The 16,961-nt window shown below is 55.1% G+C and carries 17 protein-coding genes, 1 tRNA gene, 1 pseudogene and 1 riboswitch; of the genes and pseudogenes, 9 read left to right on the top strand and 10 right to left on the bottom strand.

The genetic code is table 11. From position 1 onward, the window contains the following. Window positions 1-16: 16 nt before the first annotated feature. The 5 genes and pseudogenes from BM152_RS15250 to BM152_RS15230 all read right to left on the bottom strand — a co-directional run. A pseudogene (locus BM152_RS15250) lies at window positions 17-274 on the bottom strand (transposase); the annotation flags it as partial. A 29-nt stretch (window positions 275-303) separates the two neighbouring features. Further along, window positions 304-1,209, bottom strand: a complete 906-nt coding sequence (locus tag BM152_RS15245) for a hypothetical protein (RefSeq protein WP_139222518.1) — start codon at window positions 1,207-1,209, stop codon at window positions 304-306. A gap of 276 nt (window positions 1,210-1,485) precedes the next feature. Continuing rightward, on the bottom strand, window positions 1,486-1,965 hold the full coding sequence (locus BM152_RS15240; protein ID WP_066602254.1) for a hypothetical protein: 480 nt from the start codon (window positions 1,963-1,965) through the stop codon (window positions 1,486-1,488). A gap of 193 nt (window positions 1,966-2,158) precedes the next feature. Then, entirely contained in the window at window positions 2,159-2,506 is a 348-nt protein-coding gene (locus BM152_RS15235; protein ID WP_066602256.1) for a hypothetical protein, read from the bottom strand. Beyond that, window positions 2,482-3,006: a helix-turn-helix domain-containing protein gene (locus BM152_RS15230; protein WP_231730508.1), complete on the bottom strand. Its 525-nt coding sequence runs from the start codon at window positions 3,004-3,006 to the stop codon at window positions 2,482-2,484. Before BM152_RS15230 ends, BM152_RS15235 begins: the two co-directional genes overlap by 25 nt. Window positions 3,007-3,297: 291 nt before the next feature. Here BM152_RS15230 and BM152_RS19445 point away from each other — a divergent pair, with 291 nt between their 5' ends. After that, window positions 3,298-3,471, top strand: a complete 174-nt coding sequence (locus BM152_RS19445) for a hypothetical protein (protein ID WP_156444356.1) — start codon at window positions 3,298-3,300, stop codon at window positions 3,469-3,471. Beyond that, window positions 3,468-4,586 (top strand): site-specific integrase, encoded by a 1,119-nt coding sequence (locus tag BM152_RS15220; protein ID WP_066602265.1) that lies wholly within the window; start codon window positions 3,468-3,470, stop codon window positions 4,584-4,586. Before BM152_RS19445 ends, BM152_RS15220 begins: the two co-directional genes overlap by 4 nt. Window positions 4,587-4,590: 4 nt before the next feature. On the opposite strand, the gene BM152_RS15215 is transcribed toward BM152_RS15220, so the two are convergent. After that, a tRNA-Lys gene (locus BM152_RS15215) sits at window positions 4,591-4,666 on the bottom strand. A 115-nt stretch (window positions 4,667-4,781) separates the two neighbouring features. On the opposite strand from BM152_RS15215, the gene dapF reads away from it, so the two are divergent. The 6 genes from dapF (at window position 4,782) to BM152_RS15185 (ending at window position 10,500) form a co-directional block, all read left to right on the top strand. Further along, entirely contained in the window at window positions 4,782-5,615 is an 834-nt protein-coding gene (gene dapF, locus BM152_RS15210; protein WP_066602267.1) for a diaminopimelate epimerase, read from the top strand. Then, entirely contained in the window at window positions 5,615-6,874 is a 1,260-nt protein-coding gene (gene mtaB / locus BM152_RS15205; protein WP_066602270.1) for a tRNA (N(6)-L-threonylcarbamoyladenosine(37)-C(2))-methylthiotransferase MtaB, read from the top strand. Before dapF ends, mtaB begins: the two co-directional genes overlap by 1 nt. Beyond that, on the top strand, window positions 6,871-7,509 hold the full coding sequence (locus BM152_RS15200) for a glutathione S-transferase (protein WP_066602271.1): 639 nt from the start codon (window positions 6,871-6,873) through the stop codon (window positions 7,507-7,509). The genes mtaB and BM152_RS15200 overlap by 4 nt, the downstream gene beginning before the upstream one ends. Before the next feature lie 266 nt (window positions 7,510-7,775). After that, window positions 7,776-8,339: a ubiquinol-cytochrome c reductase iron-sulfur subunit gene (gene petA / locus BM152_RS15195; RefSeq protein ID WP_066602273.1), complete on the top strand. Its 564-nt coding sequence runs from the start codon at window positions 7,776-7,778 to the stop codon at window positions 8,337-8,339. 11 nt (window positions 8,340-8,350) lie between these two features. Beyond that, a complete protein-coding gene (gene petB, locus BM152_RS15190; protein ID WP_066602276.1) occupies window positions 8,351-9,664 on the top strand; it encodes a cytochrome b in 1,314 nt (437 codons plus the stop codon). Window positions 9,665-9,681: 17 nt separating this feature from the next. Beyond that, entirely contained in the window at window positions 9,682-10,500 is an 819-nt protein-coding gene (locus tag BM152_RS15185) for a cytochrome c1 (protein WP_066602279.1), read from the top strand. Window positions 10,501-10,550: 50 nt separating this feature from the next. Here BM152_RS15185 and BM152_RS15180 read toward each other — a convergent pair whose 3' ends face one another. The 3 genes from BM152_RS15180 to thiB are packed head-to-tail and all read right to left on the bottom strand — an operon-like array spanning window position 10,551 to window position 13,733. Beyond that, the gene (locus BM152_RS15180) at window positions 10,551-11,246 is read right to left on the bottom strand and encodes a thiamine ABC transporter ATP-binding protein (RefSeq protein ID WP_066602283.1); all 696 of its coding nucleotides are present in this window, start codon (window positions 11,244-11,246) and stop codon (window positions 10,551-10,553) included. Next, window positions 11,239-12,783: an ABC transporter permease family protein gene (locus tag BM152_RS15175; protein ID WP_066602285.1), complete on the bottom strand. Its 1,545-nt coding sequence runs from the start codon at window positions 12,781-12,783 to the stop codon at window positions 11,239-11,241. Before BM152_RS15175 ends, BM152_RS15180 begins: the two co-directional genes overlap by 8 nt. Next, window positions 12,759-13,733, bottom strand: coding sequence for a thiamine ABC transporter substrate binding subunit (gene thiB, locus BM152_RS15170; protein ID WP_066602287.1), 975 nt, complete (start codon window positions 13,731-13,733; stop codon window positions 12,759-12,761). Before thiB ends, BM152_RS15175 begins: the two co-directional genes overlap by 25 nt. A gap of 40 nt (window positions 13,734-13,773) precedes the next feature. Further along, a riboswitch (TPP riboswitch) is annotated at window positions 13,774-13,879 on the bottom strand. Window positions 13,880-14,073: 194 nt separating this feature from the next. Here thiB and BM152_RS15165 point away from each other — a divergent pair. Further along, window positions 14,074-14,943, top strand: a complete 870-nt coding sequence (locus tag BM152_RS15165; RefSeq protein WP_158527964.1) for an META domain-containing protein — start codon at window positions 14,074-14,076, stop codon at window positions 14,941-14,943. Window positions 14,944-15,043: 100 nt separating this feature from the next. On the opposite strand, the gene ilvD is transcribed toward BM152_RS15165, so the two are convergent. Further along, window positions 15,044-16,891 carry a dihydroxy-acid dehydratase gene (gene ilvD, locus BM152_RS15160; RefSeq protein WP_066602293.1) on the bottom strand — a complete coding sequence of 616 codons (1,848 nt, stop codon included), beginning with the start codon at window positions 16,889-16,891 and terminating at the stop codon, window positions 15,044-15,046. Window positions 16,892-16,961: the final 70 nt, after the last annotated feature.

Genomic DNA, 16,961 nt, shown 5'->3' with positions numbered 1-16,961 from the left:
GTCAATGTCGTCAATTCTTTCCCAGCAAATCCTTCAGAACGACGTTGTCCAGCATCGTATCAGCCAGCAGGCGCTTGAGTTTGGCATTCTCGTCCTCCAGCGTTTTCAGCCTGGCAGCATCCGAGACTTCCATGCCTCCATACTTAGACTTGAACTTGTAGAACGTCGCAGGGCTGAGGCCGTGTCTACGACACACCTCAGCCGTCGGCATGCCAGCCTCTTGCTCCTTGATCATCCCGATTATCTGCGCCTCGGTAAAACGGCTCTTTCGCATTCGTCTGCTCCTTCAAGATTGGGCAGACTCTACATTAAAATGAGGGATTTTGTGGGGGGCAGGTCATATACCTTATATCCAGAAACCATTCGCTTTAGTGTCTGCGGCGGAAACACCTTGGAAACCCTGTGGCCAGAGTAAAACCCAATAACTCTGCTGGGAGTAAAGTTGCCCCGCCACTCGTTCGTGAGCGAGCCTAACGCCAATCTTGCTATATGTCGTAGAGTTTGAGTTTTCCCTGAACCGTTTTTCCCGATTAAAACTGCAATCCGTTGCCCCAGATCCGTAGTCAGACCAAACCTAAATTCAAATGAATAATCCCTGCCGTCCCGCAACCTGAATCCACACCTAAACTCAGGTCGTGCAGCATCAATTGACGCCCGTTCATTTTCTTTTAGGATTTCGATCCCATTTTCCACCAGAAACGACTGCTCAGTCCGCCTAATCAAAGACTTTAGCACTCTTTTTCTAAGACGATGATTTTTGACTTCTGGATTGTTCGGTCGATATTCTTTCAATGAAATAAAATCGTTAACTGTTAGCAACGCCTCCAAAGCGTAGTGAGTTCCAAGATGGTCAACTAGTGCACGATAATCCATTGCTGAGAGCCCAATCGTGACGAATGAAATTCCTAGATCTTTTGAATTTACGTCAACAAGGCTTGTCTTTTGAGTGCTATCATCAATGATACGGTATGCCTCGCTTTCATCCAAAACCCTTTGGCCTTTATCGCTTGACAAGAAGCAAATACTCAGCGGCCCATACGTGTACCAGTTGGGTCCCGAAGCACTCTTCGGCACCCAAAAGTGAGCCATGCAAGATCCATCCCGATTAACTTCAATGACTGTAAATCTGGAACGACTGCCCTCTTCTAGTTCAGCCTCGGCTAAGCGTATCGAATCCTTACCTGTAAAGAAAAAAACTGAACTTGCCATCTATGCCTACCATGCCCCTTTAACTCAGCGTGCGGTTTTAGATCGAAAGCTTCATTCAAGATGCCTCCCAATATTGAGCCTAGCGACGTAGCGCTTCAATACTCACCTATTGGTGACATATAGATGTCCCTGCTCCGTTGATCTAGCTCACTAAATTGATCCAGCCTTGCAGCTAGGAGGCGGTAGATTAAAAACTAGAACAAAGCCGCATAATCCGGAAGAGATTCTTTCAAATCTGTGGCAGGTTGAGAAATGTTGGGATCAAAGACCATCCTGCTATGGTTTAGCATCTGCAGGATCAGACCTGTCGTCCTCCGAAGAATGCGATTTTGCCCTATTTTTCTCAATAACGTACATTAAGCACCCGATAAGAAAAAGCGTACCGGAAAAGAACATAGAGCCTGTTGTAGAAAACGACCAATTTATAAGGTGCCGCGAATACGTGGATGCGATACCAATAGTCATAACAGCAAACACAATCGAAACTCCTGCGCCGATCATATAGCGGCCATCCTTTTGCGCTGGTTGACAAGCAAAGATAATGTGTTCGGTTAATGGCTTGAGCGTCGCTATACATAGAGCAATGCTCGCAAATATATTGAGCGCCCAAAAAGGCTCGGCGGGAGTGTTGCTAGCTACCTGCAATATTGCCAGCGCCCCAAATCTGGTGGCCCATCGGTCAAATAGCTTTCCGTGGATTAACGCGTCATGCCATGAGGGTCTCGTAACCATAAGCTCTACTTTCTTCAGGCCCATCTCATATCCAAACTGTGCCGCTTATAATTTCGCTTTTGGGTTTGGTCTCAATGTCTAAGCCGCGCAAAACTATTTAACTTGCCCGGCGACATTGGACGAAACCGCGAGGCGATCGCTTGGAAATATGCAATGCCTCGGGACTTGAGGAGAGTCAGCTGATCGTCGATGGATTTCCAGTCTTTCATCGAACTACTCACACAATTTCTGGGGACACTCCTGCCCGAGATGCTTTACCAATCCGACGAGACAAATACATATCAATAGTCACCGCCAGTACAAAAACTGGGAAGACCAGCACGAGCACAACTGCCGACCAAGCTAGCAGCACCATCATTGGGCTTAAATCCTCGGGAACAGAGAACATAAACAAATATGCAAAGCACGATATATAAACCCCCGCGGCTATGCTTGAAATGTAAAAAACCGGCCCAGTAAAACGGGCAATATCCTGATAGACACGCTCCAGCGCGACTAAATTTTGGCGGTGCCACTGTGGCAAATTTTTAATCTGCAATGCTACTCCCTCAACAATTCGATCCATGTATGGACGTCTTCCATCTTGATTTCATTCCCATCAGTCAGTGACCGATACCAGCGCGCAACAATAGCCCCACGCTTTTCGCTTTTAATCCGGATACCATGTTTGACCAGATACTGGTCAAGCGAGGTCTCAAACTCTTCCAGCGCATTAATGTCATGCTCAACGCGGACAGATTTATTCCCAAGAAGAATCCATGTCACATCTGCACGAAACTTATCATGAATTGCAACTAAGGCCTCGATCGGAAGACCTCGATTGCCTTTTTCATAACTGTGATAAGCACGCAAAGAGACACCAATTTCCTTAGCCATATCAGATTGCGGAAGCCCAATCTCATTTCGGGTGATTGCGAGTCTAGCTCCAATACCAACAAACAAATCAGCCGTTTTTCGCGTCATAGATATATTCCGATTGACGTTGGTGCACATTTTGTCAAATATGCACAAAATGACACATATCACTTCTTCAGCCATCAAAGCACGCTTGATGGTTTGAAACAAGAGATTCTCCCTAAAAGCCAACAAAGGAGGCTACATTGGAACAGGAACAACTACTTTCCCCAAAACAGCTAAGTAAGATCGTTGGGTTAAGCCCTACGCAAATTCGCGCACTCATGAACGCTGGCCGGCTAGAATTTGTGGAGATTTCTCCGAAGACCAAGATGTTAACTTTGAGCGGCTGGGAGAGATTCAAACATGAAGCCACTAAGATCAAACGCCCAGACAGAGGGCAGACAAGCTCACCTTGCGCCGAGCCAAATCGCCACAGCCTCTGACATGGAAGGACACCCTATGGCCACGCTTCGCTCAGGATTATCGCAAAAAGAACTAACTCGGTATCTCAAGGCGTACCGAGACGCAGAATTACCGGTTGTACGATCTGAAATCAGTCGCGACGGCAAAATTGTAATCTACAGCACCGACAAACACTCTGATGAAACCAACAATCCTTGGGATCGCTCATGAAGCCCCGCAAGCAGTTTCCCGGCGCCACCGCGTATTTTGACCGGCACCGAAAACGACGGTGGCGCTTCCGGAGAGGTGGGTTTTCAGCCGAGCTTGGTAGCGATTACGGATCAGAAGAATTCATCCAGCGCTATGAGGACGCTGTGAACGGCCACAAGTCACGCAGGAGGATCGGAGCCGAACGAACGAAGCCCTATAGTGTCAGCCAACTTATTGCGCTTTGGTATCGTTCACCGGAGTTTCTCGATCTCGCTCCCAGTACGCAGAAAGTCTACCGCGGCATTGTCGAAAAGTTTCGAGAGGAACATGGCGACAAGCCTGTTCGCCTCATGCAACGAAGACACGTTCAAATGCTTCTAGCAGAAAAGGCCCGTACCCCTACTGCTGCGAACAACCTGCGCAAGCGGTTAATCCAACTAATGGACTTCGCTATCTCCTTAGACTGGCGCAATGACAACCCAGCACGGACAACAAAACCCTTCCGCGTAGGCGGCGAAGGATTTCACACTTGGGACGAAGACGAACTCGCGCAATTCTATGAAACCCACAAATCAGGCACGCTGGCACATACGGCAGTTACACTAATGCTCTATACAGGCGCAGCTCGTGTCGACGCGGTAAAGCTAGGTCCGCAAAACGTCTCCGACGGCAAGATCGAATATAGACGACAAAAAACACAGCGCACAGGCGGTGTTCTCGTTTCGATTCCAATACATCCGGACCTAGCCGAGGTTTTGAACAAGCTTCCGAAGGATCGCCCATTTCTGGCCACCCATAAAGGCCGAGCCCGCTCCCCTGGTGGACTGGGAAACCTCATGCAGCAGTGGACAGAAGAAGCAAAGCTACCGCAATGTTCAGCCCATGGCTTGCGCAAGGCCTGCGCTCGCCGACTGGCCGAGGCTGGAGCCACGGCACACGAAATAGGTGCTGTTACGGGACACAAAACACTGGCCCTAGTGCAACGCTACACCGAGGCAGCGGGCCGCGAAGGTATGGCGAATTCCGCGATCGAGAAACTAATCGCTCGCCCCAACGGCGATCGTAATATGGCGAACCTTCCGGAAAGGTTCGTCAAATCAAACACCAAACCTAAGCAAGGAAAGGATATATTATGAGAAGTGGTGAGCCGTGCAGGATTCGAACCTGCGACCCACTGATTAAAAGTCAGTTGCTCTACCAACTGAGCTAACGGCCCACTCTCGCAGCCCCGAGAGGCTGTGCGGCGGGGTTTACTGTTGTGGGTGGGGACCGTCAAGCAGAAAACTGAGAATTTCTTGGAAAAGGTGACAACAAGGTTTATATGCCCGCTCATGCAACAAGAAACTCTCCCTTCGAACCTGCCTTTTCTGAAAATGCACGGGCTAGGCAATGACTTCGTGATTATCGACTCACGGAGGCGGGAAGCTATTGTGACGCCGGAGTTGGCAAAAGCCATCGGAGACCGCCATCGCGGGGTAGGGTTTGACCAGCTGGCAGAGATCCGCACATCAAGTAGCGCCGATATTGATCTTGATTTCTGGAACTCGGACGGGTCACTCGCAGGGGCTTGTGGCAATGCCACACGCTGTGTCGGGCGACTGATGCTTGACGAAACCGGCAAAGACGAAGTGACGATCCGCACCGAACGTGGAATTTTGATCGCGCAACGATCCGGGGATGAGGTCTCCGTCAACATGGGCCACCCGCAGCGCATGTGGGACGAGGTGCCGCTGTCCCATCCTGTCGATACGGATTTCCTGCCGCTTGAAGGTGAACCCGTTGCAGTCGGCATGGGCAATCCCCATGCGGTGTTTTTTGTCGACGACATTCAAAAGGTTGATGTCCCGAATTGGGGCAAGAAAGTCGAATATGATCCACTGTTTCCGCAGCGCACCAATGTCGAATTCGCCGAGATCCGCTCACGCGACGAAATCCGGATGCGGGTTTGGGAGCGCGGCACGGGAATCACGCTGGCTTGCGGCTCGGGCGCCTGTGCCACGGCTGTGGCTGCCTCTGTGCGTGGTCTGACAGATAAGAAGGTGCGGATGGAAGTAGATGGCGGCTGGCTCACACTCGACTGGCGCGACGATGGTGTCTGGATGACCGGACCAACGCAACTCGTCTTCAAGGCAGAGTTCGACACATCCTTTCTGGAGCGCATCTGATGGGAGCCAACCCGCCAATTTTCGCGACGCTCGGCTGTCGCCTCAACGCTTATGAAACCGAAGCGATGAAGGAACTGGCCGAAGCAAACGGTGTGGAGAACGCCGTGGTGGTGAACACCTGCGCTGTGACAGCAGAGGCCGTGCGCAAGGCGCGACAGGAGATTCGCAAACTCAGACGGGAAAACCCCGAAGCAAAGATCATTGTCACAGGCTGCGCCGCACAGACCGAGCCGGAGACCTTTGCCACAATGGGCGAGGTCGATCTGGTCATCGGCAACAGTGAAAAGATGCAGCCCGAAACATGGCAGAGCATGGGACCGGACTTCATCGGCCAGACCGAGCGCGTTCAGGTAAATGACATCATGTCTGTGACAGAAACCGCAGGACACCTGATTGACGGATTCGGGCGGCATCGGGCCTATGTGCAGGTGCAAAACGGCTGTGACCACCGCTGCACCTTCTGCATTATCCCATATGGTCGGGGCAATTCCCGCTCTGTGCCTGCGGGCGTGGTGGTCGACCAGATCAAACGACTGGTGGACAAGGGGTTCAACGAGGTCGTTTTGACCGGCGTGGACCTGACAAGCTGGGGCGCTGACCTGCCCGCAACCCCGCGTTTGGGCGATCTGGTGATGCGAATCCTGAAACTGGTGCCGGACCTGCCGCGGCTCAGGATTTCGTCGATTGATTCCATCGAAGCCGATGAAATGCTGATGCAGGCCATCGCGACGGAGCCGCGCCTCATGCCGCATTTGCATCTGTCGTTACAACATGGCGATGACCTGATTCTGAAACGTATGGCGCGGCGTCATCTGCGTGATGATGCGATCCGGTTCTGTGAAGAAGCGCAAAAACTTCGGCCCGAAATGACCTTTGGTGCGGATATTATCGCGGGTTTTCCCACGGAAACAGAGGCCCAGTTTGAAAACTCGCTCAAGCTGGTGACGGACTGCGACCTCACATGGCTGCACGTCTTCCCCTATTCCAAACGCGAAGGCACCCCCGCCGCTAAAATTCCGCGTCAGGTGAATGGCAAGGTGATCCGTGACCGCGCCGCGCGGCTGCGGGCAGCGGGAGAGGCGCAGGTCCAGAAGCATCTCAAAGCGCAAATCGGGCACGAACATATGATTCTGGTGGAAAATCCACATATGGGCCGGACAGAGCAATTCACCGAAGTGAGTTTCGACACGCCGCAGCCCGATGGCGCTTTGCTGAAAGCCACGATTACAGGCATCAAAGGCACTCGGCTTACAGTATGAGACCAATCCTCTATTCCTTCCGGCGGTGCCCCTATGCGATGCGGGCACGGCTGGCGATTGCTTCAGCCGGTCTTGAGGTCGAACTGCGCGAAATTGTCTTGCGGGACAAACCCCGCGCCATGTTGGAGGCCTCTCCGAAAGGCACAGTCCCTGTCCTGATCACCGAGACCGGTGTGATCGAGGAAAGTCGCGACATTATGGATTGGGCCCTTACGCAAAATGACCCCGAAGGGTTGCGCCAGATGCCCGACGCGGGAGAGGATTGGATCACCCAGATCGAAGGCCCGTTCAAAACTGCGCTTGATCGCTATAAATATGAAACGCGCTATCAGAACGTCGAACCGACCGCCGAGCGCGATAAGGCCGCACAGATTTTGCTACAAGCCGAGCCCCGACTTCGCACGAACCCTTGGCTGTTCGGAGACACACCGACACTGGCCGATCTGGCGACGATCACCTTTGTGCGGCAATATGCAATGGTAGATCATACGTGGTTTGCGGCACAGGATTGGGTCGGCGTAAATGGCTGGCTTGATCGCTTTCTGGCCTCGGACCGCTTTGCACAGATCATGCAGAAATATCCCAAATGGGAGCCTGCCGCAGAGCCTCTTATCTTCTCCGAAAAAGTGGGCTGACGGAGGAACGAATCCGGAGAAATACCTCAGACGAGGCACCGATTAACGGTGTCGCGTCGCGATGTCGGAAGGTATAGGTAATTTTCAAATATACCTTATATGTCCCCAAGAGACCACACCGCGACACATCGCGCATGTTCACAATTCATTGAAAGCTAGACGTGAGCGCCTCCTCTCGCTAAAACCGCGTGCGAAGAGCTGCAGTAAAATGCGGCTTCTTACATATTAGGCCGGGGAGGACCGGCTGAGAAAATTGGAGAATTGCAGTGTCCCACGTAGATGAACACGAAGGCACCCGACGCGATTTCTTGTACTACGCCACTGGTGGCGCTGGTGCAGTTGCCGCCGGTGCAGCAGTCTGGCCGCTGGTCAACCAGATGAACCCCTCCGCAGACGTTCAGGCGCTGAGTTCGATCCGCGTTGATATCAGCGGTGTAGAAACCGGCACCCAACTGACCGTGAAGTGGCGCGGCAAGCCGGTGTTTATCCGTCGCCGCACCCAAGAGGAAATCGACGCCGCACGCGCCGTCACGATGGACGAGCTGGTCGATCCGGTTGCTCGCAACGACAACAAGGACGCGACCCTTGACGCCGATGACCAGAACCGGACCCTCGACGAAGCTGGCGAATGGCTGGTGATGATGGGCGTTTGCACCCACCTCGGCTGTGTGCCTCTGGGCGACGGTGCCGGTGACTTCGGTGGCTGGTTCTGCCCGTGCCACGGTTCGCACTACGACACGTCTGGCCGCATCCGCAAAGGACCGGCTCCTGAGAACCTTCCGGTTCCAGTCGCTGCATTCGACGGCGACACAGAAATTGTTCTGGGCTAAGGGAGGAACTTATGTCTGGTATTCCGCACGATCATTATGAACCGAAGACTGGTATCGAGAAGGCAATCAACAGCCGTCTGCCGGTCATTGGTCTCGTTTACGATACACTCATGATCCCCACACCCAAGAACCTGAACTGGATGTGGATCTGGGGCATCGTTCTGGCCTTCTGCCTCGGGCTTCAAATTGTCACCGGCATTGTTCTGGTGATGCATTACACACCGCATGTCGATCTGGCCTTTGCCTCTGTCGAGCACATCATGCGTGACGTGAACGGCGGGCATATGCTGCGCTACCTGCATGCCAACGGCGCTTCGTTGTTCTTCCTTGCTGTGTATCTGCACATTTTCCGCGGCCTCTACTACGGCTCCTATAAAGCCCCGCGCGAAATCACATGGATCATCGGCATGATCATCTACCTTTTGATGATGGCCACAGGTTTCATGGGCTACGTTCTGCCTTGGGGGCAAATGTCCTTCTGGGGTGCAACCGTGATTACCGGTCTCTTCGGCGCTATTCCGTTTATCGGTGAGCCGATCCAGACATGGCTTCTGGGTGGACCGGCCGTGGACAACGCGACGCTGAACCGCTTCTTCTCCCTGCACTACCTGCTGCCCTTCGTGATTGCCGCTCTTGTGATCGTCCACATCTGGGCCTTCCACAATACCGGCAACAACAACCCGACAGGTGTAGAAGTGCGCCGCACGTCGAAAGAAGAAGCCAAGAAAGACACCCTGCCCTTCTGGCCCTATTTCGTGATCAAGGACCTCTTCGCCCTCGGCGTTGTGCTGGTTGTCTTCTTCGCTGTCGTCGGCTTTATGCCAAACTACCTCGGCCACCCCGACAACTACCTCGAAGCCAACCCGCTTTCGACCCCTGCGCATATTGTGCCCGAATGGTACTTCCTGCCGTTCTACGCAATCCTGCGGGCCTTCACCGCTGATGTCTGGGCCGTGCAAGCCGTCTCCTTTCTGACCGGTGGCATCGTCGATGCAAAGTTCTTCGGTGTTCTGGCCATGTTCGGCGCAATTATCGCTATGGCTCTCGTGCCGTGGCTCGACACCTCGTCCGTGCGTTCGGGCAAATACCGTCCGATGTTCAAATGGTGGTTCTGGCTTCTGGCCGTGGACTTCGTCGTATTGATGTGGGTTGGCGCCATGCCGACCGATGGCATCTACCCGTATATCTCGCTGATCGGCGCGACCTATTGGTTCGCCTACTTCTTCGTGATCCTCCCGCTTCTGGGCGTGATCGAGAAACCGGCTCCGCTTCCGGCTTCAATCGAAGAAGATTTCGCGTCCCACTACCCGGACGCGGCAGAGTGAGAAAGGAAACAGGGACAATGATCAAACAACTTACCCTCTCCGCCCTCACCGCTCTGGGTCTTTCTGCCACAGCCGCTCTGGCTGCTGGCGAAGGCGGGCATATTCATGACGTGGACTTCTCTTTCGAAGGCCCGTTCGGCAAATACGACCAGATGCAGTTGCAACGGGGCTTGCAAATCTACACCGAGGTTTGTTCCTCCTGCCACGGCATGAAATTCGTGCCCATCAGGACACTGGCCGACGAAGGTGGCCCTGCGCTGCCTGAAGAGCAGGTGCGCGCTTACGCGTCACAGCTTTTCGTGGCAGACGAAGCCTCCAACATGCACCTTTTCGATTATGACGAGGGTGCAGCCCGTCCGTTGACATCGAACGATCACTTTCCGGCCAACAATTCCCAAAACGCGCCGGACCTTTCGTTGATGGCCAAAGCGCGTGCGGGTTTTCACGGACCGGCAGGCACAGGTATCAACCAGTTCCTAAAAGGCATTGGTGGCCCCGAATATATCGTCGCAATTCTGACCGGTTACACCGGTGAGGAGAAAGTCGAAGCGGGCACCACCTATTACGAAAACACCGCCTTTTCGACCGGCTGGATCGCAATGGCCCCGCCGCTCTACGGAGAAGACGTCGAATTTGCCGACGGTCACTCCAACGAACTGCATCATGAGGCCGAGGATATTGCGGCATTCCTGATGTGGGCCGCTGAGCCGAAAATGATGGCGCGGAAGAAGGCCGGATTTGTGGCTGTCACCTTCCTCGTGCTGCTGACCTCGCTTTTGTATCTCACGAACAAAAAGCTCTGGGCACCGCACAAAGGCAAAAAGACCACGCTCTGACGCCTGCGACCAAGCACCAAAAGAAAGCGCCCCGATTTGGGGCGCTTTTTTCATGTTCCAATGTAGCTTTTGAGCCCCTGTGGCGGATTGGCTTTCATCTCACCCCAGTCGCGCGGTGGCTGACACTGACCATCCTCGATCCAAATCACCAGATCGGCAAACCGGTCCACATCCGCAATGTCATGGGTGACCATCAACATCGTCGCGCCAAGACGTTCACTAACCTCTTTGGCCAAACCGATCATCTCGCCGCGCATGGCTGGCCCGAGTGCCGAGAACGGCTCGTCCAGCAGGATGATAGGCTTTTCCTGCACCAGCACCCGCGCAAGCGCGACACGGCTTTGTTGCCCGCCGGACAGCTCTGCCGGGCGCCGCCCCTCCAGACCGGACAAACCAACCGCAGCCAGTGCATCCGTGACGCGGGCTTTCTCCGCTTCGGTTAGGCGCAGATTTGGCCTTATCCCCAAGCCGACATTTTCAGCCGCCGACATATGAGCGAAAAGGTTGTTATCCTGAAACAGATGCGCAATCGGGCGCTCATGCGGCAACGCTTGCGTCAGGTCCACCCCGTCCCATAACATGCGGCCTGCGTCAGGGGTTTCAAATCCGCCGATCACGGACAGCAACGTGGACTTACCCGCGCCAGACGGCCCGATCACCGCCACGCGCGCACCCGCAGGAATCACACAATCCGCAGATAGTGTGAAATCCCCCTGCGTGAGGCGGATGGATTGCAATTCAAGCACGATGCTTCCCCCAACGATCAAAGATATAAAACAGACCCAAACTCAGCCCTAGAAGCAGCAATGCCGCTCCCATCGCTTGGTCTATGCGATAGGACCCCATGAGACGGTAGATTTGCAAAGGTAGTGTCGCAGCTTCAGGTCTGGCGAAAAGCGCGATCACTCCCAAGTCACCCATCGAGAGGGCCGCCGCCAATCCGGCAGAGAACCCCATCGCAACGCGCAAACGCGGCAGAAGGATGAGACGCAGCCGGTTCAGCCCCGTCACGCCAAGACTATTCGCCAAACGCCCGTAATCCCGCTCAGCACCCGCCAGCGCCGGCCCCAATGCGCGCAAGATAAACGGCATCGACATCACCGCATTGACCAGAGCCGTGATGGGCAGCGCCCAATCCGCCGGATCGGTCAAGGCAAAGAGCACGATATAAAGCCCTGTGCCCATCACCAGAGGAGACGCGGCAATAGACGACATGCCGATGATCTCCAGCCCTCGCCAGCGCATCGCAGAAAGCGCCAGAGCGAGCGACAGGAGAATCGCCAAAGCAGCAGAGCCCAATGCCGTCGCAATGGATCGGAGCGCCGCCCCCCAGATCGAGGCAGGCAGATCGGCCATCCCCGCCGCACCACGCAGCGCAATGGCCAGAAGCGGCATCAGGAGGAACAGGCTGACAGCGACAATCCAGAACAGATCAACCACTCGCGTCCGCAAGGTCATGGCATCAAACCTCTGCACCACCCTGTTGAGACCGCCCGCACCCATCTGTGGCACTCTGAATTTAAGCGAGGCAGCAACAGCCAGCGCACAGATCACTACCTGAACAAGCGCGAGGAGCGATGCTTTTCCGAGATTGAAGTCATAGCGGAAGGCCTCGTAGATCGCGAGTTCAACAGTCGTCGCCTTCGGCCCTCCACCAAAGGTCAATGCTACGGCGAAAGATGTTGTGCAAATCAGGAAGATAACGGTGAAGGCGCCGGGGATAATCTCTTTGAGCATCGGTCGCTCAATATGGCGAAAGACTTCCGACGGTCCGAAATGCAGGGAAGATGCGAGACGAAACCGCTCTGCGGGGATCGCCCCCCAGCCCTGAAGGAGCAGTCGCGTTGCCAGTGGCAGGTTGTAGAACACATGCGCCAAGATCACGCCGTGAAAACCATAGATAGAAATCGGCTCCAATCCGGCCCAAAGCAGCAGTTTGGAGACGAAACCGGACTGGCCGAATACAGCCGTCAAACCGAGGATTGCAACAATCGTCGGCAGGATAAACGGTGCGCCCAGCAAAGTAATCAACACACCCCGCCCCGGAAAGCTCCGACGCGCCAAGGCACGGGCGGCGGGGATGGCGAAAGCGACCGAGAGAAACGCCGAGAGCAGCGCCTGCGCCACGGTAAACCGCACCGCCATCCAGTCGAATTCCGAGAGCGCAGAGAAACTCTCCGCGCGCAAGGCAACCGCAACCAGTGTCCCGAAACTCAAAGCGGCGACCAGAGCCGCCGCAATGAGACCAGGCCAGAGCGCTATCGGGAAAATGCGGCGCGCCATTCGGCAATCGCTTCATCGCGCAAGGCCGCAGCCTCGTCTTCTCCCAGAAGGATGGCTTTCTCCGGATAGTTCAACTGTGAAAAAGCATCAGGCCATTGTTCCTTCGGCAAGGCCGCAGGATAGGACCAGTTGGCGGTAGGGATGATCTCCTGAAACGCGGGGGAGAGCACAAAATTCATGAAGGCATCCGCCAGTTCCGGCTGATCCGTGCCCGCAAGCTTCGCGGTCAACTCAACCGACATATAATGCCCTTCGTCGAACAAAGCCGCCGACTTGGTCTCGTCCTCTTCCGCGATGATATGATAGGCAGGCGAGACGGTATAGGAGAGCACCATATCCACCTGCCCGTCGGTGAACATGCCATAGGCTTCGGACCAGCCCTTGGTCACGGTGGTCACTTTGGGGGCAAGCTTGGCCCATGCCTCTTCCACATCATCGCCAAAGACCTCATGCCCCCACAGCACAAGCGTCAGACCAGAGCTTGATGTGCGCGGGTCCTGAATGGCAATTTTCCAGTCTTCTTCCGAATTCACCAATTCCTCGAAAGACGTCGGCGGATTGGTGATTTTCGTATTGTCATAGACGAAAGCCGCAAAAGACCAGTCAAACGGCAGGAATGTCTCGTCTGTCCACTCAATCGGCATGGTCAACGGCGACAGGTCAACGTCGTGCGGCGCAAAGAGCCCCGTTTCGCGCGCCTGTTTCATCGCATCCACATTGATACCAATGGCGACATCGGCCTTCGTGCGCGCACCTTCAAGACGCAGACGCGGCAGGACATCTCCGGTCACATATTCAAGTTCGCAATCACATTGCGCCTCGAATGCTGCCTTGATCGCAGGACCGGGGCCCCATTCGGAAGCAAAGTAATCTGGCGCATAAACAGTAAGCGTTTCTGCCGAAGCAGAGGTCGCAGCCAGCATGGCTGCTAGGGTTAGACCATATTTCATGGCTCGCTCCATACAATATGGGCGAAGAAAAAGGGCAGCCGTAAAGTGCTGATACCTTCCCTCCGCCGGTGTTAGCCGGTTCAGGTTCAACGGGTTCGCAGTGTGCATCTCAGCCGTGTCAGACACGGGCACCCCGAGGTGAGGGCGAAGCTAGGGCGCATTTGACAGAAGTGCAAGCCCTACGCGGCTTTGTGCCTGTGGCGGGAAATGACCGACGCAAAGACGTGATGTGTCTCATCATGGACGCCCTTCGGGCTTTCCCCTATTCTTCGAGGGGTTTGATATAAGTGAGGACGTCATGCAGGTTTCTGGTCTTTTTTATTGTCTTGGTTTTTTAACTGTGTCCGCGCCGGCTCTGGCGGGCGGTATGCCGACAGGCTTTAACACACAGGTTCTTTGTGATGGCGCCTTTGGTCGTGTCGGATTTGCACAGGACGCAGCGATCCTTGATCTGGGCGGACGTGTTCTGATTTTGGAAGAGGCCATCTCTGCCTCCGGTGCCCGCTATGTCAACGAGGCGGAGAAAGCCGAATTCTGGAGCAAAGGCAATAAAGCGCGTTTGACATGGGGGGAGGCGGATATGGACTGCACCCTGCAAACATCCGATCACCCGTGGGTGGCGCATGGCAATGAACCCGGATGGCGTATCTCTGTTGAAGAGGGCCGGTTTCGCGCCGAATTGGACTATGGCGAAACGGTAATTGAGGGCGATCTGCCGCCCGCACAGGTTGCCGTGCATGGGCTGACCTATGACATGGAGACCTTCGGCCTCACGATCCGTTCCGAAATCTGCCACGACGACATGAGTGGCCAGACCTACCCCGAAAGTGCTGTCCTCAGTCTGGGCGAAACCACGCTGCGCGGCTGCGCCGGTGCGCCCGCCGATTTGCTATCCGGCCCTGAATGGCAGATCGAAGAAGTTGCCGGAACCGAGGTTATCGACGCCACTCCTGCCACCCTCGCCTTTCAGGACATGCAAGTGTCCGGCTCCACAGGCTGCAACCGTTTCACGGGCGGCTTCGAACTAACCGGCGAAGGGTTGAGGTTCGGTCCTTTGGCTGCAACGAGAATGATGTGTCCGGAAGCGCAGATGCAGCAGGAGGCTCGTGTTCTGGACGCTCTGTCCAACGTAGACCGCTTTGACATTGACGAAACGGGTGCGCTGATCCTCTACGGTGCCGATCAGCCATTGATGACCGCCCGCCGCTAAGGCCCGCGTGAGAACCAGCAACACCGAGTTGGTGAGGCCCCAAAGCAAAACGCCGCCCTGAACAGAGCGGCGTTTCGTAATCTATGACAGGATAAAAGCCTTATTCCGCCTCATCCGGCAAGATTCGCACACCGCCCTTGTCTGCCGAAGAGGCAAACATCGCGTAGGCCTTGAGGGCGGTGGACACGGCACGCGGACGCGGTTTCGCGGGTTTCCATGGTAGCGGACCTTTGGCCTCGCGGCGCGCGGCCAGTGTGGCATCGTCAACCTTGAGCTGGATCGAGCGGTTCGGAATGTCGATCTCGATCACATCGCCGCTCTCGACCAACCCGATCACACCGCCCTCGGCGGCTTCGGGAGACGCGTGTCCGATGGAAAGACCGGAGGTCCCGCCAGAGAACCGTCCGTCGGTCAAAAGCGCGCATTTCTTGCCGAGACCTTTGGATTTCAGATAGGAGGTCGGGTAAAGCATTTCCTGCATCCCCGGACCGCCTTGCGGACCTTCGTAGCGAATGATGACAATCTCGCCGGCTTTGACCTTGCGCGTCAGAATGCCTTCAACAGCGTCGTCCTGTGATTCAAACACATGAGCGGTGCCCGTGAATTTCAGGATGCTGTCATCCACACCCGCCGTTTTCACGATACAGCCACGCTCGGCGATATTGCCGAACAGGACAGCCAATCCGCCCTCTTTAGAGAAAGCATGTTCGACGGAACGGATCACGCCGTTTTCGCGGTCGGTATCAAGTTCCTTGTAGCGGTTCTCCGTGGAGAATGCCTGTGTCGTGCGTACACCACCGGGCGCCGCTTTGAACAGCGTCTCGGCCTCGGGATTGTTGGCAACCTTGATGTCCCACTTGGCAATCGCAGCCGCCAGGCTTTCCGAATGCACCGTGCGGGCATCTCCATGAAGTAAGCCGCCGCGCAACATCTCGCCCAGAATGGAGAATATACCACCTGCACGGTGCACGTCTTCCATATGGACGTTCGGAATGTTGGGGGCGACCTTACACAAACAGGGCACTTTGCGAGACAAGCGGTCAATGTCCTGCATGGTGAAATCGACCTTACCCTCATGCGCAATTGCCAAGAGGTGCAGAACCGTGTTCGTGGAGCCGCCCATCGCAATGTCCAAAGACATGGCGTTCTCGAAGGCTTCGAATGTCGCAATCTCGCGCGGCAAGAACCCTTTTTCCTCGCCCTCATAGTGGCGCTTGGTGATCTCGACGATCTTGCGACCGGCTTCGAGGAACAGGTTTTTGCGGTCCGCATGGGTTGCAAGCGTCGAACCGTTCCCCGGCAGCGCGAGACCCAGCGCTTCGGCCAGACAGTTCATCGAGTTGGCGGTAAACATACCCGAGCACGACCCGCAGGTCGGGCAGGCATTCTCTTCAATATGTTGAACCTGCGCATCGGTGAAATCGTCATTGGCCGCCGCAACCATTGCATCGACGAGATCGACCTTTGTCATATCGAGGTCGGCAATATCGATTTTGCCCGCTTCCATCGGACCACCGGAGACGAAGATCACAGGAATGTTCAGGCGCATCGCGGCCATCATCATACCAGGCGTGATCTTGTCGCAGTTGGAGATACAGACCATCGCATCCGCACAATGGGCGTTGACCATATATTCCACGCTATCCGCGATGACTTCGCGCGACGGCAGGGAATAGAGCATCCCGTCATGCCCCATGGCGATGCCATCATCGACAGCAATGGTGTTGAACTCCTTCGCCACACCGCCGGACTTCTCGATCTCGCGGGCAACCATCTGGCCGAGATCCTTGAGATGGACGTGGCCGGGCACGAATTGCGTGAAGGAGTTCACGACCGCGATAATCGGCTTACCAAAGTCTCCATCGGTCATGCCGGTTGCGCGCCAAAGTCCGCGGGCACCGGCCATATTCCTGCCATGGGTCGAGCGGCGGGATCTGTAATGTGGCATGGTGTTGGCTTTCGTTATGTGTACGTCATTTATCCGCCTTAACGGACGGGGTTGTCGTTGCATAAGGCTT

It is taken from the genome of Celeribacter halophilus (assembly GCF_900114135.1).
In the GTDB taxonomy this organism is placed as follows: Bacteria; Pseudomonadota; Alphaproteobacteria; order Rhodobacterales; family Rhodobacteraceae; genus Celeribacter; species Celeribacter halophilus.
This window is presented reverse-complemented; position numbering and strand designations above follow the sequence as displayed.

What these genes read in the sequence shown, in the direction of transcription:
- BM152_RS15175 (WP_066602285.1), bottom strand. Translation starts at nt 12,783, where the DNA reads ATGGCGCGCCGCATTTTCCCGATAGCGCTCTGGCCTGGTCTCATTGCG.
- BM152_RS15185 (WP_066602279.1), top strand. Translation starts at nt 9,682, where the DNA reads ATGATCAAACAACTTACCCTCTCCGCCCTCACCGCTCTGGGTCTTTCT.
- BM152_RS15245 (WP_139222518.1), bottom strand. Translation starts at nt 1,209, where the DNA reads ATGGCAAGTTCAGTTTTTTTCTTTACAGGTAAGGATTCGATACGCTTA.
- BM152_RS19445 (WP_156444356.1), top strand. Translation starts at nt 3,298, where the DNA reads ATGGCCACGCTTCGCTCAGGATTATCGCAAAAAGAACTAACTCGGTAT.
- ilvD (WP_066602293.1), bottom strand. Translation starts at nt 16,891, where the DNA reads ATGCCACATTACAGATCCCGCCGCTCGACCCATGGCAGGAATATGGCC.
- BM152_RS15220 (WP_066602265.1), top strand. Translation starts at nt 3,468, where the DNA reads ATGAAGCCCCGCAAGCAGTTTCCCGGCGCCACCGCGTATTTTGACCGG.
- BM152_RS15200 (WP_066602271.1), top strand. Translation starts at nt 6,871, where the DNA reads ATGAGACCAATCCTCTATTCCTTCCGGCGGTGCCCCTATGCGATGCGG.
- petB (WP_066602276.1), top strand. Translation starts at nt 8,351, where the DNA reads ATGTCTGGTATTCCGCACGATCATTATGAACCGAAGACTGGTATCGAG.
- BM152_RS15240 (WP_066602254.1), bottom strand. Translation starts at nt 1,965, where the DNA reads ATGGGCCTGAAGAAAGTAGAGCTTATGGTTACGAGACCCTCATGGCAT.
- mtaB (WP_066602270.1), top strand. Translation starts at nt 5,615, where the DNA reads ATGGGAGCCAACCCGCCAATTTTCGCGACGCTCGGCTGTCGCCTCAAC.
- thiB (WP_066602287.1), bottom strand. Translation starts at nt 13,733, where the DNA reads ATGAAATATGGTCTAACCCTAGCAGCCATGCTGGCTGCGACCTCTGCT.
- dapF (WP_066602267.1), top strand. Translation starts at nt 4,782, where the DNA reads ATGCAACAAGAAACTCTCCCTTCGAACCTGCCTTTTCTGAAAATGCAC.
- BM152_RS15235 (WP_066602256.1), bottom strand. Translation starts at nt 2,506, where the DNA reads ATGGATCGAATTGTTGAGGGAGTAGCATTGCAGATTAAAAATTTGCCA.